Genomic DNA, 21,208 nt, shown 5'->3' on the forward strand with positions numbered 1-21,208 from the left:
TCAACTGCTTGTAATTTATCTTCTACAGTATATTTAGCCATAGAAAAACTGCACCTCCAATTGTTAGATGTGTCTAACAATTGGGGTGCAGTTCAGATTATGGGTATTTTTTAATAAGCAAATAGATTATCGCTTTCTAGATTGGTACGATGCTCCAATAGTTAAGCAATGCTAAATCCATTCTCAAAAAAACAAATAATTTACTACGGTTGCTAAGATAGAGAATCCCAAAATAATGGCTATTACAATACTATGACGTACACGATTCATAACAAAGACGGCAATATACTCTCGAATCATCGCATTTGGCCAATAATAAAAAGCCGTTTTTGAACCAATTCCTTGACTATCCAAGCTTACTTTTTTAGCATATAATCCTGCACGAAACACATGGAAATTATTAGTAGAGAAAATGCTATTATAATTGAATCCTTTTATTGATTCCATAATTTTCTTTGAAAACAGCATATTTTCATAAGTAGTAGTAGAACGATCTTCTTTTATTGTATGTTCTAGAGGAATCCCGTTTTTTACAGCATAATCCTGCATTGCTGCCGCTTCAGAAATATTTTCATCCGGTCCTTGTCCACCGGAAAAAATAATTTTAGGTGAAGAGGAGACTGCTTCTTGTTTCCAATAAAATTCAATAGCTTTATTAATTCGGCTAGCCAAAAGTGGCGGAACCTTATCATTAATTAAACCACTTCCAAGAACAATGATAAAATCTTGATTGTATTTTGGTCTATTGAATTGGTAGAGAAAATAGGACGTTAAGAAATTAGATAAATCTATAAGTACATATAAGAAAATAAGAACTGCTCCCCAGTAAAGTGTTTGGATTACGCTAGGAAAAAAGCGAATTGGTTCGACTATAGGAATTATCATAAAGAGTAAAAGGCATATACCTAGAATCAAAGTTAGACTATTAGAAAAACGTCGACTTTCTTTTCTCATAAGAATCTTGGCATTTAGAAACAGCCCCACTATTAAGGCAATTAAGCCAAAATTCAACATAAAGACAACAGCTATAGCAGGTATAAGAGCGATTAACAATAAATACCGATTCCCTGTAGTCGTAGAGAAATAAGCGCATGTAATAATCATTGAAAATAAAAACATATTAAATAAAAAACCGTTGATCATTCTTCTAGGGTCTGTTAAATAAAACACCAAAAAAAGAATTAGTAAAACAATTGGAATAAATCCAAAAAACATAAGTTCTTAACACCTCAATACTTTGATATTATACAGATACTTTATAGCAAGTTTTAAATTCTTCTTTAAAATACTCCCTAGCTATTAAATTGGATCAATTATTTCATGAATATACAATTGATAGTAAACAACCTTAAAGAGCCTTACTACAATAAAATATTTTATATCAAAATTAAATAACTTCATTATATTATCACTTTACAATTAAATTTCAATCAAAAAAGCACCTCTAATTAAAGAAGTGCCTAAATGAATAAATACTTTTTGGGATATTTATTTTTTAATAGAGATGCAACGATAGAAAACCTAAAAATAATTGAAATCACTGTTGTGATAAGTACATAATTTGACTTATCAATTTTGGAAGTAAAATAATGAAATATCTAATCTTAACTTTTCATTTTAATTATCCCTTTATATTAATTTACATCCAATTTTTCTTTTGTTTTTGTAGGTAAATCTTCTTTTTGTACTTCTTCATAAGATTTTACTTCAGTATCCAATATCTCCATTTCCTCTGTATTACCTTGTCTGACATAGAGACGTAAAAATGCATTTTCCTGAAGTTGTTGGTTTATTGACTTTGCACTTGAGAATGTAACTTTCTTTTCTACCCCATCTTTATCATAAGCAGGCAAAGTATAGTAACGTCGATTATCTTTCATTTCCCCCGTTCCTTGTATTTGTACATAATATTGATCAGCCGCAATTTTGTTTGGTGTAGCTACTACGTTACAACCCGCCACAAAACTAGCGATAAGCGTTAAAATAGCACTTAAGACAAGTATTTTTTTCATAGTTAAACTCCTCGTTTATAAATTGTTCGTGTAATTTGTCTTCTTGATTTCTAACATCTTCATAAGTAACTCTGTGTATTGCAATAAAAGAACGCTTCTTAATTGAATAGCGTTCTTTTATCTCTATTTAGGAAATGATAATTATCTTTTCTAAATACTAGTTCCTTTAATTTCTTTACGATTCGGTATATAGCTCCAGTAAGTTAAGCAACGCCAAACCCATTCTACAGGTCCGAAGTTAAAATGTTTTAACCAAACTTTGCTTAGTATAATTTGTACAATCCATGTTGATAAGCAGAAAATAATCGTAAGAACGTTTAGAGGTAATAAATTGATAACTAAAGGCAAAATAAATATTCCTGCAAAAGTTTGTCCTAAATAGTTACTCATCGCCATTCTTCCATAAGCTTGAAGCGGCTTGAGGAAAGTACTTCCAGCTTTACTTTTTAATAAAGCAACTACAATCAAAATGTATGTTAATGTTAATATAGGTTGTAAAATAGTTAATAAACTAAATGATAACTTTCCATTTGTCGATAGTAATTGTACAGTAACACCAACAATTGAAATACTTCCTAAACCTACTAAAAGTATTGCATGAAGTTTTGGTCTATTCTTTAACTTTGTAAGTGCGTCCATTTTCATAAGAGAAAATCCTTCTACAAAATAGACTAAAATTGAAGTAAGCGAAGTAACTAATTGCAACATATTAATGAATAGTGGCATGTTTTCTTTACCGCCATACATGTAATCGTAAATAAGAATGTTTGCGATAATGCCAAGCGAATGAAAACTTAAAGAAAATATTAACAACCATTTGCTAGGGACTTTATGAAGTAGTAATAATACAAGTCCAACGATTGCATAAGTAGTGAGAATATCCCCGCCCCAAATGTTATAGTGTACTATTCCAATCACGAGTAGTATTAACATACGTCTAATGTACAAAGAATACGGTTGATTTTTCTTCTTAGCGCTTGCTAAGAAGAGTGCAGAACCTGCTCCAAAAAGCAGAGAGAAAATAGCGTAAAATTTCCCAGTTGCGAAAATTTGAACTAGGTCTAGGTCGCCACCTTTCTGAGAAAAACCAGCTTCAGTAAGAAACATACTGATATTCACTAAAAAAATTCCAATCAATGCAAAACCACGTATTATATCTAAATCGACAATTCGATTTTTTCTTGGCATACTTTTTGTTATTTCTGTCATAAATATTATCCTTTCGATCTATAATTTTTTTCTGTTGTATTTTCCATAAATGCTTTCAAAGTTTTATCATTCGTAGAAAATCTATAGTTAGTGTAAAGGGAATACATACTACAAAACATAGATGTGACTGACTGCAATCTTACATTTTTGTAAGGATCCGATATCGTTCCAAAAAGAAAGAGACAATCATTTACATGACCGTCTCTTTCTTGTTATTTATTTACGATGTTGTTATAAGAATGAACTGTGAATAAATAGTAAATTGAGTAGATGAGCGTATATACAATAATAGTTGTTAAAACTGGAATGAAAATATTCATGCCAAGAGCGTTTGATAGAATACGTAAAGCAATAATACTATGTAAACCACTGATACAAACTGGCAATATGAATATAAATGCAATTTGCTTAGCAATCGATTTAAAAATCTCTTGTTTACTTACCCCTAGTGTACGTAATATAGTGTACTTTTTTTGATTTATGATCGCTTCTGTTAATTGGGTAAAGTATATGACATTACCTGTAGCAGCCATAAAGACAAGGCCTAAAAATACACCTGCAAAGATGACTAATCCATTTGCTTCCATAAGCTCTCTGTAGGTAGTATATTTTGCTATTAGTATAGTTTCATTTGGAAGCATCTTTTGAATCGAAGCTGTTAATTGTTTTGCGTTTTTGTCGTTTGACACTTTAAAAGCTTGTAGTATATAGGGCTTTTGCTCGTTTGCTATAGTAGAAAAAACTTCGTCTGATACGACAATCGTCAATTCATGTAACGATTCATTTATAATGTTATCTTGTATTTTCCCAACAAATTGCAAATTGTAATGGCTATTTGGTAAATAAAGCATTGCTTCACTACTCGTGTATTCTGTTTTGAACGTATTGCTTTTATGTGCATCGAGAGCGATTGCTTCTGTATCTTGAAGTGAGACTTTTAAATTTTTATTTGTTATCTCTGATAACGATTGAAATGTACTTGCAGATATTAAATTTAAGTACCCTGGGTTCTCTGAAAAGTCAAAAGGCATAATACTATTCACGTTTAATTCCGCTTTAACTTTTATTAATGGAATCGTAGCTTTTGCTTCAAGTGAATGGTTCGATGCTTTGATCAACTTCTCAATATGCTGATCCACAGAAATCCCTGGCGTTTCATACAGAAAGCTAAATGGTTCCGTTTTATCAATCAATGTTTTATTTTTATAATAAATGCTATAAGATGCCCCAATGCCACATAATGTGATTGCGCTTAATAACGCGATGGCTGTTAATGTTTTAGCATTTGCTTGTATACGTGATAAGAGTTGAGAAACACTTACTACATTAATGCTACGATAATAGTGCTTTTTATATTTCTGTAAGCCCATTAATAAAAATACAGTAAAAGAATTGAATATGAAATATGTCCCGATTATAGAGCCTCCTAACACGATGTACATATTCCATATCCCATGGTTTAACCATAAAGATGAGCCAATCGGTTGAAGTGCAACCCAGTAAGAAGTAACAAGTAAAATAATTCCTAATAAAGCAGTACTCATAGATCCTCTAGGAATACTCTCATTTAGATGTTCAGTTTGAAGTAATTCAGTCAATTTAAATTTATATATTATTTTGTATCCATGGAAAGAAGTTATCAAAATAATGACACCAAATACGAAAGTGGTGTGGATTACTGCGTTCACAGGAATAGAAAATGAAATAACGGTTGGTAGGTGCATTAATTTTAAGAGTAACATCGCAAATATTTTTGATAACATGGCACCAATTCCTACCCCTATTGTAAGAGCAATAATCCCCATAATGAGATTCTCATAAAATAAGATGGCGCCAATTTTACGTTTTTGAACACCTAGTAAGGAATACAATGCAATTTCTTTTTTGCGCTTTTTCGTAAAAAATGAATTTGAATACCAAATAAATACTGCTACAAATATCATTAAAATAACAGATGAAGCATCGAATACATCTTTAATTTTTTTGTCTGCCCCAATTAGATTTAATATGTGATTGTTGTATCGCAAGGACACAAACGTAAAATAAATGACAATACTAAAAATCATGGAAGCAATATATAATAAATAATTTTTCAAGTTGACTTGCATATTTTTCTTGATAATACTAAATAGTGTCAATTACACCACCCCCAAGAGCAGATAGAATATGGAGCAGCTTTTGAAAAAATTCTTTTCGTGACATATCCCCCTTTACAAGTTCAGTGTATATTTGTCCATCTTTTATAAAGAGCACACGTTTGCAATAACTTGCCGCAAAAGGATCATGAGTCACCATTAAAATAGTAGCTAAGTTTTTTTCGTTTAACGTTTGGAAGCTGTTTAGCAAATCGGTTGCTGATTTAGAGTCCAGTGCACCAGTAGGCTCATCAGCCAAAACTAATTTCGGGTTCCCTATAATTGCTCGTGCTGCCGCTATACGCTGCTTTTGTCCCCCGGAAATTTGATATGGATATTTATTTAACAACTCCTGAATACTAAATAAAGTGGCAATTTCATCTACGCGACGATCAATTTCTGTTATGGCAGTATTTCTTATTGCTAGTGGTAACAATATATTGTCTTTTATAGTTAACGTATCAAGTAAGTTGTATTCTTGAAAAATAAATCCTAATGAATCTCTGCGAAAAGCAGTAAGTTGTTCTTCCTTCATTTTTGTAATAGTTGAATCATTAATAATAATTTCTCCTGCTGTCGGCATATCAATCGTTGATAAGATATTTAATAATGTAGTTTTTCCAGAACCTGATGGTCCCATAATACCGACGAACTCCCCTTCAAATATTGTTATATCAATATCATGGAGGGCGGTAAATATGCTACCTTTATTTGCGTATACCTTTCTGACATGTTTTGCTTGTAACAATGGTTTCAATAGTACTCCTCCTCCGTTGTGCAATAAGATTATTGTATGGTACTTTTATATCGGAAACCATAAGAAAACTACTTATAATAAACACTTTATAATAATTTAAGTTAAGTACTGAATAGGAGACAATTTCATAATGGAAATTTTATTAGTCGAAGATGAGCCAGTAATACGAGAAACAGTTGCGGATGAATTGGAAAAATGGGGATTTAAGGTGTGGGCAACTACGAACTTTGACCATATTTTAAATGATTTTTTAACCAAATCCCCACAACTGGTACTACTTGATATTAATCTTCCTTCTTTTGATGGATTTTATTGGTGTAGAAAAATTAGAGAAGTATCAAAAGTACCGATAATATTCTTATCATCTCGTGATAATCCAATGGATATGGTAATGGCGATCAATATGGGTGGGGATGATTTTGTACAAAAACCGTTCTACACAGATGTACTAGTCGCTAAAATCCACGCTATTTTACGTCGCACATATACTTATACACAAATGGCAGCAAACGTTGTTGAACATGAAGGGGTTATATTAAATTTACAAAATGGAGAAGTAACTTATCATCAACAACATCTAGAATTAACGAAAAATGAATTTAAAATCTTACAGGTTTTGATGCAAAATAGAGGGTCTATTGTAAGTCGGGACGAAATCATGCGCAGCCTATGGGAAAATGATAGCTTTGTTGATGATAATACACTAACAGTAAATGTTGCACGTGTCCGAAAAAAACTTGCTGAACTAGGGAAAGAAGATTTTATTCATACGAAGAAAGGGCTAGGTTATATTATTACATGAGCATCATTCTTTACGTAAAAGAACGTCGCTATTTTTTACTATTGTACGTTTTAATTATGTTTTTTGTCTCTAGCATGATTTACTTGAGTGACGGGTTAAGCGGCACGAAGATGAATCTTCTGTATATCAATATTGTGAGCATTATTTTTATTCTTAGCTATCTTATAATAGGTTTTTTCTATCATAAAAGATTTTATGAGGAGCTTGAAAATGCTCTTCAGTTAGAGAATGATACAGTCAGTGCTATCCCAAACCCACATACGTATGAACAAGGGTTATATACAGAGATATTAAAAAAATTGTACTTAGAGCAACAGAATAAAATGTACATTTTACATGAAGAAAAGAAAGAATATCATGATTATATTATGTCGTGGATTCATGAAGTTAAAATACCAATTGCTGCTAGTCAGTTATTGATGCGTAGTGGTAAATCTGCAGATATTTTAATGGGTAAGTTGGAAGATGAGCTAGGGAAAATTGATCACTTTGTCGATCAAGCACTGTATTACTCGCGTCTAGATTCTTTTTCGAAAGATTATTTTATTCAATCAATTTCGTTAGAAACTGTGACGGGAGCTAGTATGAAAAAATACGCCAAAACGTTTATTGCAAAACGTCTTCAGTTTGAACGTACAAACTTGCAACTTCTTGTTGAGAGCGACACAAAATGGTTATCATTTATCGTGGATCAGATTGTTGCCAATTCATTAAAGTATACAAATGACTATGGGCAAATTAAGTTTATCGGAGAAGAAGACGAAAATGAAAAACGTCTCATTATTCAAGATAATGGTATTGGTATTAAAGCTGAAGATATTGGACGAGTATTTGAACGCGGATTTACTGGATTTAATGGTAGGATAAATAACAAATCAACTGGATTAGGTTTATATTTAGCTAAACGCCTATCTTATAAATTAGGTCATGATATCTCAATTGAATCAAAAGAGAATGAATACACTAAAGTTGTATTACATTTTCCTAAAAACAAACAATATCATACAGTTGCGAAAACATAAGCTAAAAGGAAAGCGTAGCGAATTTATTGCATTAAAAGATAGATATTTTTCAACTAACGAGAGCTTTAAAATTGAATAAGGATCACTTTAATTAATCAAACTTTTTATAAAAATCTCATACTTAGTTAGAAAGATTAACTCCATTTTGATCAATCTTTTTTCAAAATGGAGTTTTTGCACTTGCAAATAAATGAAGATTGAAGGAAATTTTTATTCAATCTTTATTCTAAAGCTACAAGAACTACTTTGTGCTTCGGATTTTTCAATCATAATAATGGCGAAAGCAGTGAAACCAAGGTAAAAAAATAAACCACTCGAATGAGTGGAAGCACTGATTTTTCTTTCAAGCCCTTCACTTTTCGTATGTATTAAATATTTCATTAGCAATATTTAATACTAAGCGAACTTCGGCTTCACTTCTATCTTCTATTAGATTTTGCAAGATCATAATCAATTCTTTTTTTTCAAAATATTTATTGTCGAAACTTAGAGTATCAAATTTAAAGATACTGCTAGGTGCTTCTTCCAAACCTTCAGTAATCTTTTCTAAGGTCTGAATAGTGATATTCCTATCTCCTCGTTCAACACCCGCTAAATACGAAGTTTGTAATCCACATTTTTCAGCTAATTCTTCCTGAGTAAGTTTTTTCAATTTCCGTATTTCTTTGATGTTGCTACCAACTAATTTGACTAAACTATCCACATAATCACCTCACATTTAGACTATGTGAGGTTTGCACTACATTACAGTTACATATAGTATAAATTTGATTGAATTATGTACTTATAAGTACTATAATGTTCAAGTATTAAATTTTCTTAAGGAGATTTTATTATGAGTAATAACTTACCTTCAAATATAGCAATAGAAAATGTATTACAATCTAAGATGCGTGGTCGTGTTACTTATCAAGGCTTTGTTTCATCTCAAATTGCAGTTAATTTCTCTTATTCCAAACTTTATAATGACCCTTCTGGTAAAGGCTATCAGCGTCCTATAGATAAAAAACGATGTAAAGATTTTGCAAGTTATCTATCGCAGGGTGAAGATGCTCTTTATACCCCTATTTTATTGAATGCATCAGGAAATTGGGAATTTCATGCATATGACAACCAAAGAAGAAATTTCGGGAGATTAATATGCAAAAAAAAAGCAACGCTAATGGATGGGCAGCACAGATTAGGCGGAATCAGTGAATATATTAATGAAACAGACAGCACACTTAATGTTCCTTTCTTGGCCTTTCATTATTTAGATGATGATGAAGAAATTAAATTCTTCGATGTAATAAATACAAAAGCTAAAGGGATTGGTACATCATTAAGTCGTTATCTTAATAGAGAAAATGATGATATTAGCTGGGTAGCTACAAATTTAATTCTTAAACCCGAAAGCCCATTTTTCAGCAAAGGAACCTTGATTGGGAAAAGAACTAAAGAAAAAAATATAACGCTTCAAAATTTATATAACATAGTAAAATTGCTAACAAAAAAATCCCATCTAACTAACCTTTCAAAGGAAAAAAAGCTAAACTTAGCTCTTTTTTACTTTAATTTAATAAAAGAATTATTCCCTAATGAATGGGATGATAACAAATTATACAGAATTACACATATTACTTGCTTAAATGCATTGGCTATAGCAGGAAATCAAATTATTAATAATAATTATTTGACCAAGTCTCAACAACCAGACTCAGTTAAAATAGCTAATCTATTAGTGAAGCTGAAAGTTATAGATTGGTCATCAAACGGAGATTTAAAGTACCTTAAAGGGGCTGCAGGATCAAAAATGTTAGCTGAAGATATTTTGAACTGCATTCATTAAACTCCATTGTACAAACGAACATTGAAATAAATAATTGTTTGACATTTTTAAAGACCAGGACTCTAGATACATTGTGAGTCCTGGTCTTTTAATAAAATGTAAGTTCCAAATGTGGTTAACTAACGACAAGATGAGCATAATTGTTCTGATAAATGCTCATTTTTATTTATGCTCATTATCTGTAATAGCTTAAAGTCGTTGTTTTTATAGGAAATAATAAAATTTTCAAGTTATGCACCATTAATTTTATATTGATACCTAAGAACGCCACGGATATTTCTTTTCTTGTATGGTAGTCACGCATTAACATCTGACCTTTCCCAAAGCTTAGAGCTGAGTTTTTAACTAGAGGCTCTCCAAGCGTAGAAAGATCAATTCCATGCGCATGGTGGTACAGTTGATTACCCATGATGCCGAATTTTCCCTCTAATTCATTTAAATCAGCATTTGCTAATCCACCGACTGTTAATATCCCCATTGCATTTAACTTGGCTTCCATCTGTTTTCCGATCCCCCACATCTCAGATAAAGGACGCACAGGCCAAAGTTTCGTTGGCACATCCCCGTAAGTCCACTTTGCAAAACCTGACTTTTTAGCTTCAAGGTCTAAAGCAAGTTTTGCCATCAACATGTTAGGACCCATCCCAATAGCACTCGGGATACGAAACTGATCATATATCGCTTTTTGAATTTCCTTTGCTGTATCTTCAGGAGGTCCCCAAAGCTTTGCTGTTTCAGTTAAGTCCACCCAATTTTCATCGACACTATAAATATGTATGCACTCTGGCGGCACATACTTTGAAATAAGACGAATAATAGCCATAGACATATCGATGAAGAAACTCATCTTCGGTTCAAATAGTTTTATGTCTGGATGCTTTGGTATTTCAAAACGACGATTTCCCGTTTTTATCTTGAATCGCTCCTTCATAGGTGGCGATGCAGCTAAGACAACGCTTCCAGGTTGAGTGAAATTAGCTACTATTGCGATTGGGGTTGTCATGACGTCTAAGCCTTCAAGCATTGCCATGCAACTAGCGTAAAAGCTTTTCATATCAATACATATAATGGAACGTTCAGGCAGGTTTTCATACATTAAATAATCCCTCGCTCTTTATAGACAACTGGAACAATAACAAGAACATTATCGAGAATAAAAGTGCACTTTTGACTATCTTAATTATTTTGATAAACCTTTTCGTGATGACTCCAGACTTTGTAATGTACATCATATTTACTAACTGATTGTGTTGCAGCCCTTTTATTAACTGATCTTTCATTGTTTTCACTCCCCCTCCGCAACAAAAAGAACGTTCGTTCGTATATATTATACGTACAAACGTTCTTTTTTAGAAGTGGTAATTTTTAGATCAGTCCAAATTGATCGAGAACCGATTTAAATCCTATAATTCCCCAATACCTCGGAAGTTTCTCAATGGATTCCTACAGTTCTAATTCTTACTAATACAAATGGTATTGTAAATTTTTCTGAACTTAAGGAGTTATTCATTATCGTAGTAAGGATGTAGAAATTCAGAAATCGATAAAGAGTGATCCATATTATTCTTACTATCGGCACTAATATAAATTTGATCGTAATGCTGGCAAACCTTTTTGTTTCCTTGCTCTTCTCGAACCTGTTTTTACTTTTGTATATACCACGAGGGTTATTGTTGCTTTGAAAAAAAGTTTGATCAAAATGGACTCTTTTCTAACAGATTTAAGTTTTGTTTTTATGAAAAAATTTGATCATTTTCTACCTTAAACATTCAACAATCGCACCCTTTTCTTGAATAGACAAGTAGCCTCTATTTGTTGATTTTACGGAATATAAAAAATGAGAAAGAGCTACATGTTGAATTAACTGCATGATTGATTATCCTTATAACAGATTCACTAAAGATTTTGTTTGGTTAGGACTTACAGCAATACAGGATTTGCAGATGTTTTTCTATTTTTATCCTCACATTATGATGTCAACCACTGGTTTTTGTTTTGAGCCGTGAAATAAGAGTTTTAAATTATTCAGTAAGCCCTATTTAACGCGAGAAGATTTGATGAAGAAGGAAATAATTAAACCAACCATAGCTATAATTAGAGTGAATATAAAGGAGTCCTGTACTCCCGCTGTTAATGAAGCTCTAATTGAAGAAGGGTCAGATAGATCAGTCATATTGTTCATATATCTTTTCTGAGAAGCGGACATAATCGTAATCGCAACTGCAGTGCCAATTGCTCCCGACATTTGCTGTAATGTATTCATTAAAGCAGTACCATCTGGGTAAAGATTTTTAGGTAATTGGTTTAGTCCATTTGTCTGAGCAGGCATCAAAACCATCGATACACCTAAAAATAGAATGGAGTGCATCACAATCACCATACTAACCGGCGTTTCAATGGTAACGTTTGACATAATCCATAACATGATAAGCATGATTGCAAATCCAGGTATAACAAGTCCTCTTGGTCCGAATTTGTCAAAGATACGACCTGTGATTGGGGACATTAATCCATTCAGCACACCACCTGGCAACAAAACAAGCCCCGCGGTAAATGCAGTCAATGCTAGTCCTGTTTGCAAATATAATGGCAACAAAATCATCGTGGACATTATTACCGTGAAGCAAATAAATACGGCCAATAAACCTAGAGTAAACATTGGATATTTTAATACACGTAAATCAAGCATCGGTTTATCCATTTTTAATTGTCGCAAAGAAAACAAGGTAAGTGCAGCAAGACCTATAATAATCATCGTGATCACAATCGTACTTCCCCAGCCATTCTCACCCGCGCTGCTAAAGCCATAGACAATTCCTCCAAAGCCAATCGAAGATAGAATAATAGATAATATATCAATTTTGGGTTTAGTTATGGTTGATACATTCTGCATATACACTATACCCGATACCAACGCAAGAATCAGAAAAGGCAAACAAACCCAGAAAATCCAATGCCAAGTCAGTTTTTCAAGAATTAATCCTGAGATTGAGGGTCCAACTGCGGGTGCAAACATAATGACTAACCCTATTAGTCCCATTGTCGCACCTCTCTTATTGACGGGAAAAATCAATAAGATCGAATTAAACATCAGAGGCAGCAATAATCCCGTACCTATAGCTTGAATCACTCGAGAAAACATTAATACTTCGAAGCTTGGTGCAAGAGCTGCGACTAGTGTCCCAATAATTGAAAAAATCAATGACACAATAAATATTTGACGTGTACTAAACCATTGAAGTAAGAGACCCGAGACAGGAACTAATATCCCCAAGGTCAATAAATAACCTGTTGTCAGCCATTGAACCGTGGAAGAACTAATAGAAAATACTTGTATTAAATCCCCGAGAGCCATGTTTAAAGCCGTTTCACTGAACAATCCAATGAAACCAGCAATTAAGAAAGAAATTAATATTGGAGTAGTTTTAATCACTTTTGTTTGCTGTGTTTCTACTGTTAATGACATAAATAATCCACCTAAAATTTTATTTTGTTATAAGCTTGTCGTTAGTCTTAGCAGATTAATTTTAATTGCAATTTCTTCTGCACTTCTTTTTTTGTACAATGAGTGGCTTCCTTCTCTCTTTACTCTACTTTCTTTTTTTAAACAACAGATATACGAAATAAGGAACATCGATAACGGAGATCACAATGCCTACAGGCAGTTCAGCTGGAGCAAAGATCGTCTTTTCGATAAAATCCCCGACTAACACCATAAGCATGCCGATTGCTCCGCAGACAGGTATTACATATTTATAATGAATACCGACTAGTCTTCTAGCCATATGAGGGGCAATTAAGCCAATAAATCCAACGCTTCCTGCTACAGATACACATGCGCTAACTAACCCGACGCAGCATAAAAGAAAAATCATTTTTTCCCGGTCTTTTTTTAAACCTATTCCTATGGCTGATACCTCATCCAAATTTAATAGGTTAAGTCTGTGCGATTTCCACCAAATGATTGGAGTTAAAATTATTATCCATGGCAATACCGCTAATATATGAATCCAAGTCGTACTATAAATGCTGCCTGATAACCAAACAGTCGCCATTTCAAAATCTTGTGGGTCCATCTTTAATGAAATATAAAGAGTAATGGCCCCAAAACCTGAACTAAAGGCAATCCCTACTAAACATCGGCCACGCCCATAATCGAAGGGGAGGCAAGATAATTTCTTGTCATCCCCTGCATTAAAGCTCCTGAAACTGCCATGAAGGCACTAACCAATAGCGCCCCTATCACACGCGGAAGGCGTGATGTTTGAATGATTAAATGCTCCATATTCTCTGAATCAAAATGAAAAAGCGCCTGCCACATCATTTCATAACTCATTGATTTCGAACCATAGAAAAGAGACACGACTATTGTCACACTGAAAAGAATGCATAACACGACAATTAGAACAAACTTATGGCTTAATAACGATTTATTTCTCCCTGCTCCATTCCACTATTTGTTCAGATACTTTTGCACACTTTCTAAAAACTTGATTCGACTATAAACAGGGCCTCCTTCCATAAGCGGATCAACCACGTTGACATATACGTGATCGTGTTTAAAGGCATTAATATTTTGGATAATTGGATTCTTCTTTAAGTCTTCGAATGCATTTTCCGCATCTTTGTTATCACTCATAGAGAATTGCACAAACAAATAGTCTGGATTCATTTCCGCCAATTGCTCGACAGAGATCGCATCTTGCAATTTCGCCATGCCTACCTGTTCTGGCATTTCTAAACCAATGTCATTGTATAAAAAAGGGTTAAAGTCTACATGTTTCGCAAAAATGTAAGTTTGCCCTCCGCGAATACGAACAGCGGCTACTTTTTTACCTTGAAGTTTTTCTTTTAACGATGCTTTTACTGCTTGTGTATCTGTTTTATATTGGGATAGAATTTTTTCTGCCTCTGCTTGCTTTCCAGTTAATTCACCCATTAATTTCAAGTTGTCTTCCCAGTTTGTAGAAACGTGCGACACCAAAATAGTGGGAGCAATTTTTTGCAATTTCTCCTCCACCTCTTTTGGGAACTTCGTTGAACCTAAAATAACGTCTGGATTCAATTGCAATATCTTCTCCAAGTTAGGTTGTCTTTTTTCACCAATTGATTCCGCCTTGCCCGTTACTGAAGCAAACATTTCTGGAAACTTTCCGCCTACCGATATTGCCCCTACTGGATGAACGTCAAGCATTACCGCATCTTCCATTGCTTCCATAGCCCCAATCACAATTTTTTCTGCTTTTTGTGGAACGGTATACGTTTCACCGAGATACTCAATCGTTCTTGTTTCGCCTGTTCCTGCATTATCCAATTGAGATTGCGCTGATTCTCCGTTGCTGCCGGAGGTTGAGTTTGATTTGCTCTGTTTGTCTCCTCCTCCACATGCAGCCAAAACAATCATGAATGATGCTATCAAACCAGCTAGTATAAACTTTTTATTCATTCTTCTCTTGAACCCCTTTCAAAACTGTATCCCTATCATAATGATCAGTAGTATTAATCCCTAAATGCTCACGTAAGGTGATACCCGTATATTCATTTCTGAACAAACCTCTTTCAACTAATTGCGGCATCAGCTTTTCAAAAAATAGTTTCAAAGATTTTTCTGAACCACCCGGAATAGCTATAAATCCGTCAATAGCTCCAGCCTCAAATCGCTCAATTATATCGTTCAATACGTCTTCGACCGTTCCAACGGAAACCCAGTGAGCAGACCCGACAACCTCCGGCCTTGCTAATACCTCTTCCACTGTAGGTTGATGATTTGTAATATACCGGCGCAACAACTCAGCATGTGTTCGGCTGCGGACTGGCTGATTCGGATCAGGAAGCATATCGGAAGTTACGTGACGATCCAAAGCAAACCTACTCAAATCAAGACCCAGTACTGATTTAAGCGATGCATGTCTGCGCTCAATAGTCAAATGTGCGTGTGCAGCCTTATGTAATTCATGGGCTTCCTCACGAGTTTCGGCCAAGAAAAAATATAAACCTGGCAAAACTTTTATGGCGTCCGGATCGCGCCCATGCTCCATAGTTCTTTTTCTCAGATCATTTCGCAATTCCACTCCCGATTCAAGGTCTGGCATCGCTGCAAAAATAGCATCCGCTATTGAAGAGGCGAAATTTCGTCCTGTATCCGACGCACCTGCTTGAAATAAAGGAATTGGTCCCGATTTATGGGCAGGCAAAGTAAGTGGTCCCTTAACACTAAAAAACTCACCTGAATGATTAATTGGGGAAACCTTATCCTTATCAGAAAACATGCCTGACTCACGATCAATAACAATGGCTTCATTCGGAAAACTTTCCCAGAGTTTGCGTACGACCTCAGTAAATTCAATTGCTTTCGCATATCTTTCTTGGGGTGAAGGCATAGGTGACTCACTGAAATTTTCGGCACCTTCAATAGAAGTGACAATATTCCAGCCAGCACGTCCATTGCTTAGCCAATGCAAAGACTGAAGCTGTCTAGCAACAACATACGGTGGATTAAAAGTCGTAGAAATAGTCGTTACTAGCCCGATCCGCTCGGTTTCACGAGCAATCGCTGCAAATATCATAGTAGGGTCAGGGCTACCAAAATTAGCGGAATCGCCAAGCATCTGTGGGCTAACAAAAAGATAATCCGCCCTGAAAAGAAAATCGAGCTTTGACTTCTCTGCCATCTTTGCCAAATCAATGTAAGGGTCAATTGAACCCATTTTTTCTACACCGCTGTCTGGGCGCCGCCAGTCGTCTCCTTTCAACCAAGTAGATAAGACTAAGCCAATACATAATTGTCTATTCACAGTCAATATTCACCAATCCTTCCCATGTAGTAAAAAAAGTTTTGTGCCCATGAAATACTCTGATCAGAGGTTACCTCTAAAAGGCTATTAATTAATAATGATTCTCATTATCGATTATAGTGTAGCAAGGTCTGCAACAAATGCAAATACACAAATCATAAATACTATATGCATTATTATCTAATCCAGGTTTGCTGAATGATGATTTAGCCGACATGTAGGATAGGGCTGGAAGGAAAGAATGAGACAAAAGAGAAAAAGCCTGCACTCTAGGTTCATCACCAGTTGCAGGCGTAATATATAAATCAGTAACTCAATTTATATGATTATCTAATTTATGTATGTATGCGGAGGGAGACACACCAAATTTCTTTTTAAACACTCTACTGAAATATAGCGGATTGGCGTAACCGACACTAATAGCGATATCGTGGATAGGAAAATTGCTTACTTTAAGTAAGTCACTTGCTCTTTCCATACGATAATTGATAAGATAGTCGATTGGACGAAGTCCAGTATGTTTGTGAAAGAAGTAGGAGAAGCGTTTGGGACTCATTGCATGCAGCTCTGCCAATTCGTCGAGTGTCAACGGATTCATATAATGCCGGTGTATGTATGCAATAGCCTCCTCTATCACCCTTTCACTTGGAGAACTGCCACTCTCTCGATGCTTACACCCCACCAAAACTTGATGCATGACACTTAAAAATAGCTCCTTAACACGAAGCTTTCCAATCCCTCTAAGTGTATTGGCATTCTGATGAAGCATGATAAGTAATTCTAGCACTCTCGGATTTGCTCCCGCTTCCAGTTTGAAATGAGAGTCGCATTCATGACCGCGATATACTTCGTCTAACTTGTCAAATCTATAAAACAGTAAATAGTACTCATACTCTGATTGACTTGTAACTTGTGCGTCGAGTTGCATGCCTGGAGCCACATGAATTACTGAGCCTGGATGTAATTCATAGACAGTTCCATTCACACTCATTCTAGCCTCTCCACGAATTACAAAAAGAAATCCATGCCGGACAGCCCTAAATTCACTTAGTATACTTTTCGGCTGGATGACTAAACGGTGAACACCTTCTATATCATAGAAACCTCTAGCAAATATCTCGGCTAATTTATCCAAATCTATCATGATAATACACCTGCCCCCTATCCAAACATTGTACATCTGGGTTACTTTCATTAATGCCAAACAACAAATCTATTTCTCGAGATATCAGCATAACCGCTATTTATTGGGGATCAGTCAGGCTATACACAAGTATCCAATACATAATTGTCTATTTACAGTCAATATTGACACCCCTTCCTATATAGTAAAAATAGTTTTGCTCCCATGAAATAATACTCTGATCAGATGTTGCCACTAGAAGACTATTAATTAATAATGATTCTCATTATTAATTAATAGTCTAGCAAGGTCTGCAACAAATGCAAATACACAAATCACAAATACAATATGCATTATTATCTAATCCAGGTTTACTGAATGATGATTTAGCCGATATTGTAAGAGTCTTGTTAACTTCCACATACAATTTCCAGTGTTTAATTATCTATTTAGTCAAAACCGTTAGTCCTGATATAACACCTATTAATTTTGTTTTTTACTTAAAATTAATTCCTTACATATCATCTCTATTTCTTGTGAAAAGGATTTTACTTGGAAGGCTTCTGAATATCCTTTGTTCTCAGGTAAAGCTTCTACTTGTTGCAATTTTTCTTCATAGGTTTGTACAAAATGATCCAGCGTTGGACTTTTCAATTTCAGGGCATTAGCAATCCCTTGAATGATTTTCACACGATAGTAATCCTCTTTTGGCATTCTAGGAATATCCCATTCTCCTTCATGATTTTTAAAAATCCTTCTAAGAGGAACTGCTGAAAAATCAAAGTATCGTCCTTCTTGATTTGGTATAGAAAATGGATCAATTAATAAGGATGCATAACGAATATAGAGCAGATACTCTTGATGTATGGACTCAAGTTTGTTAAAATTCTCTATTTCTTGTCTCGCTATACTTTCTGGCTGTAATGGATAATTATCATCTACCATAAATTTTAATAGATTTAGAGGTTGAATATTGAAGTGTTCCACAATTACCATCACTTCTTTCCAATAATTTAATAAATGACGAATCATTGTATAAGTAATGGGACCTTCAGGATAAAGCTTATACACATACTTTGTTATTTTTTTCTCATCAAATATTGCTTTTAATGAAAAATCATTCATAAATAAGGGAGGATGCACGTATAAAGAAATATTTCTTGTCTCTGCCTCAAGGGGAGATGCTACTTTTTTTAAATGAATCCCTAAATAACGAAATAATTCAGACAATTCATCCAATCTATCCGATTTTGAGTAAGTTGAACCAATATAAACTGTTTTCTTTACTCCTGTCGTCAATACTTCACTTAATGGAATTTCCCCTAACCATCTAGTATCTCCATAATATGTTGAAAAACTAATTACCTCAGCCTGGAGAGATAAATTCTTTAGGAAATTAGTTATTAAATGACTAGAGCCAAATGTAGGTGAAATTAATATAAAACAGCTAACCTCCTTCAACACTTTGGTATCGATTTGTGCTAATACTGATATATAAGAATCTGTAGTAACACTAAGTACAATGGTATCCCAGTTGCCAGATATTGTATGATAACCCTTGAAAAACGCATCAATAGTACATTTTCCTGCAACAGATCGATGTTGTGTATTTTGTATATATACCTTAAGTGCAAGTTGCTGCTGAACGATAGTTTCAAAGAAAATTTTGGAACGAAAAGATTCTCGACCAGCAATAGCTACTTTACTATTATAATAATTCTTGAAATTCACAGCTAATTGAATTACTGTGGGCCCTGTTCCTAACAGTAAAACCTTATTAAAATATGTCATAATCTTCTCCTCATCTATTTAAGTCATTGTACTTTTTGATATAAAATAACATCAAATACACTTTGAGGGTGAATAATTTTCTCTATTATATGCCATTTGGTTTCGTCTACTTTCTGCATTGGATAATTAAAAAGAGACTTTAAACCATTTCCATAACGCATAGCAATAAGCACATCTTTATTTGTTAAATCATATAATTGGTCTAGTATGTCATATTTATAGCTAACAGTTGAACTAAATATAATATGACTAATCTGTTTAATAACTGCGAGTTCCCGTACTGACTTATTGTCAATTTGAATTGATAAATGACTTCCTAATTTATTTACTACATGTTTTCCCAACTGAATCGCTTCATCATCAATATCAATTCCAAAAACTTCTGCACCTGTTCGTTCCGCAATCATTAATAATGTTATAGGAAAAGGTCCAGATCCTACTAAGAGTACCTTTGACTGGCTGGTGATTTGAAAACCTCTAAATTCTCTTTCAATGCAGTTTTCTATGTTAAGAAAATAATTAGTAATCTCCTCTTTTTCATGGCTTAATACTAAAGCTCTATATTTTTCCATGATTTGGACACAAACAGAAGAGTTATTTCTTAGATTCTCGACTAATGATAATATTTCGATTGATTGATCAAAATTATTCCATTGTTTTTGATTGTCATGATTAATAATAAAGGAAGAATAATCATCAATTATTCCACACAACTCTGAATACTCAACTATTAGATGATCGTTGTTTTGATTGATAAATAACTTAAATTTTTTATCAAAGTAATGTAATTTCTTTAAAAACGCATCTATATCCATGACTTGCATCACTCCTATGTTTGAGGATTAAAGTTCAATATATGCGGTACCCTTTAATACTATTTCAACGCTATATTTCGCCATACAAAAACACCCCAAAAGTTAGCTTTTTAACTCTAACTTCTGGGGTGCAGCACCCAATTTGGAGGCTATTTTTCTTTAAACGCATATAGTATTAGATTTTTATTTTTTATAAATTAATGGTAGTTGAGTGGACCGGAAAATCAATTTTCTAGAGAAAAATTAAGATAAGTTTTGTATTTACCGTTTTGATTTTAAATTTTTCCTTCATCATCGGCGAGGCTGCCAGTACGATACTACCAGGCTGCTCAAAGTTGCCAGTAACTGCAATGGAGTCTTTCAAAACATCTAAACCTTCTAACATTGCCATACAGCTTGCGTAAAATATTTCATGTCAATACAAAAATGTCCTTGTGAGGAAGATTGTCGTAATTCATATCACCTCTCGCTTCCGATGCGTAACAGGCATTATTGCTAGAACATTGTTAATAATAAACGTACGCTTTGCCTGCCTCGTAAAGCAAAATGCTGTAAACGAATCACCAACAATCTTTATGATTTTCACACGCCTTTTCGTAATGACACCAGACTTGGCTACATACATCATGCTAACTACTTGTTGACGCTGCATTGCTTTTATTAACTGTTCTTTCATCCTAGTTGCTCCTTTTCACTAGCTCTGTTATATGCCTGAGCTTTACTTTCCTCCCATAAAAAATCAGGCGAGTATAGCAGAGCTGTTTTTATTACAGAACAAACGTTTGTATTTTTATTATACGCACGTACGTTCCTAATTAGAAGAGGTAATTTCAGCTGATTTTCAAGGAGGTTAGAGGACAAATAAACTGGGCGTTCGTGTAAGCCTATAATAGCTTTGTACATATTCTGTGCTTAAGACA

17 protein-coding genes and 2 pseudogenes are annotated in these 21,208 nt (G+C 34.2%); 3 read left to right on the forward strand and 16 right to left on the reverse strand.

Going from position 1 to position 21,208, the window contains the following annotated elements; translation table 11 throughout:
* Positions 1-183: 183 nt before the first annotated feature.
* The 5 genes from ABH968_RS16635 to ABH968_RS16655 form a co-directional block, all read right to left on the reverse strand.
* The gene (locus ABH968_RS16635; RefSeq protein WP_370045683.1) at positions 184-1,215 is read right to left on the reverse strand and encodes a YdcF family protein; all 1,032 of its coding nucleotides are present in this window, start codon (positions 1,213-1,215) and stop codon (positions 184-186) included.
* Between the two features lie 419 nt (positions 1,216-1,634).
* Complete coding sequence (locus tag ABH968_RS16640) at positions 1,635-2,012, reverse strand: YxeA family protein (protein WP_370045685.1); 378 nt, start codon at positions 2,010-2,012, stop codon at positions 1,635-1,637.
* A 150-nt stretch (positions 2,013-2,162) separates the two neighbouring features.
* Positions 2,163-3,221, reverse strand: coding sequence for a DUF418 domain-containing protein (locus ABH968_RS16645; protein WP_370045687.1), 1,059 nt, complete (start codon positions 3,219-3,221; stop codon positions 2,163-2,165).
* A 212-nt stretch (positions 3,222-3,433) separates the two neighbouring features.
* Positions 3,434-5,359 (reverse strand): FtsX-like permease family protein, encoded by a 1,926-nt coding sequence (locus ABH968_RS16650; protein WP_370045689.1) that lies wholly within the window; start codon positions 5,357-5,359, stop codon positions 3,434-3,436.
* On the reverse strand, positions 5,346-6,113 hold the full coding sequence (locus ABH968_RS16655) for an ABC transporter ATP-binding protein (protein WP_370045691.1): 768 nt from the start codon (positions 6,111-6,113) through the stop codon (positions 5,346-5,348). The genes ABH968_RS16650 and ABH968_RS16655 overlap by 14 nt, the downstream gene beginning before the upstream one ends.
* A 130-nt stretch (positions 6,114-6,243) precedes the next feature.
* On the opposite strand from ABH968_RS16655, the gene ABH968_RS16660 reads away from it, so the two are divergent.
* Complete coding sequence (locus tag ABH968_RS16660; protein ID WP_370045692.1) at positions 6,244-6,915, forward strand: response regulator transcription factor; 672 nt, start codon at positions 6,244-6,246, stop codon at positions 6,913-6,915.
* On the forward strand, positions 6,912-7,937 hold the full coding sequence (locus tag ABH968_RS16665; RefSeq protein WP_370045694.1) for a sensor histidine kinase: 1,026 nt from the start codon (positions 6,912-6,914) through the stop codon (positions 7,935-7,937). The genes ABH968_RS16660 and ABH968_RS16665 overlap by 4 nt, the downstream gene beginning before the upstream one ends.
* Before the next feature lie 352 nt (positions 7,938-8,289).
* On the opposite strand, the gene ABH968_RS16670 is transcribed toward ABH968_RS16665, so the two are convergent.
* The gene (locus tag ABH968_RS16670; protein ID WP_370045696.1) at positions 8,290-8,640 is read right to left on the reverse strand and encodes a helix-turn-helix domain-containing protein; all 351 of its coding nucleotides are present in this window, start codon (positions 8,638-8,640) and stop codon (positions 8,290-8,292) included.
* Positions 8,641-8,772: 132 nt separating this feature from the next.
* Here ABH968_RS16670 and ABH968_RS16675 point away from each other — a divergent pair, with 132 nt between their 5' ends.
* Positions 8,773-9,765, forward strand: coding sequence for a DGQHR domain-containing protein (locus ABH968_RS16675; protein WP_370045697.1), 993 nt, complete (start codon positions 8,773-8,775; stop codon positions 9,763-9,765).
* Between the two features lie 259 nt (positions 9,766-10,024).
* Here ABH968_RS16675 and ABH968_RS16680 read toward each other — a convergent pair.
* The 10 genes and pseudogenes from ABH968_RS16680 to ABH968_RS16730 form a co-directional block, all read right to left on the reverse strand.
* Positions 10,025-10,861, reverse strand: a pseudogene (locus tag ABH968_RS16680) (Y-family DNA polymerase); the annotation flags it as partial.
* Positions 10,862-11,800: 939 nt separating this feature from the next.
* Positions 11,801-13,231: a DHA2 family efflux MFS transporter permease subunit gene (locus ABH968_RS16685; protein ID WP_370045699.1), complete on the reverse strand. Its 1,431-nt coding sequence runs from the start codon at positions 13,229-13,231 to the stop codon at positions 11,801-11,803.
* A 124-nt stretch (positions 13,232-13,355) separates the two neighbouring features.
* Positions 13,356-14,167: pseudogene (locus ABH968_RS27860) on the reverse strand (FecCD family ABC transporter permease).
* 51 nt (positions 14,168-14,218) lie between these two features.
* Positions 14,219-15,211, reverse strand: a complete 993-nt coding sequence (locus ABH968_RS16700; RefSeq protein ID WP_370045705.1) for an ABC transporter substrate-binding protein — start codon at positions 15,209-15,211, stop codon at positions 14,219-14,221.
* Positions 15,204-16,565, reverse strand: coding sequence for an NtaA/DmoA family FMN-dependent monooxygenase (locus ABH968_RS16705; RefSeq protein WP_370045706.1), 1,362 nt, complete (start codon positions 16,563-16,565; stop codon positions 15,204-15,206). Before ABH968_RS16705 ends, ABH968_RS16700 begins: the two co-directional genes overlap by 8 nt.
* A gap of 307 nt (positions 16,566-16,872) precedes the next feature.
* Entirely contained in the window at positions 16,873-17,703 is an 831-nt protein-coding gene (locus ABH968_RS16710; RefSeq protein WP_370045708.1) for an AraC family transcriptional regulator, read from the reverse strand.
* Between the two features lie 462 nt (positions 17,704-18,165).
* Positions 18,166-19,473 carry an opine metallophore biosynthesis dehydrogenase gene (locus ABH968_RS16715; protein WP_370045709.1) on the reverse strand — a complete coding sequence of 436 codons (1,308 nt, stop codon included), beginning with the start codon at positions 19,471-19,473 and terminating at the stop codon, positions 18,166-18,168.
* Between the two features lie 23 nt (positions 19,474-19,496).
* The gene (locus ABH968_RS16720) at positions 19,497-20,288 is read right to left on the reverse strand and encodes a nicotianamine synthase family protein (RefSeq protein ID WP_370045710.1); all 792 of its coding nucleotides are present in this window, start codon (positions 20,286-20,288) and stop codon (positions 19,497-19,499) included.
* Between the two features lie 232 nt (positions 20,289-20,520).
* Positions 20,521-20,673: a hypothetical protein gene (locus tag ABH968_RS16725; RefSeq protein ID WP_370045712.1), complete on the reverse strand. Its 153-nt coding sequence runs from the start codon at positions 20,671-20,673 to the stop codon at positions 20,521-20,523.
* A gap of 69 nt (positions 20,674-20,742) precedes the next feature.
* On the reverse strand, positions 20,743-20,964 hold the full coding sequence (locus ABH968_RS16730) for a transcriptional regulator (RefSeq protein ID WP_370045713.1): 222 nt from the start codon (positions 20,962-20,964) through the stop codon (positions 20,743-20,745).
* Positions 20,965-21,208: the final 244 nt, after the last annotated feature.

Origin of the sequence: Lysinibacillus sp. RC79, assembly GCF_041262405.1 — a bacterium.
Lineage (GTDB): Bacteria > Bacillota > Bacilli > Bacillales_A > Planococcaceae > Lysinibacillus.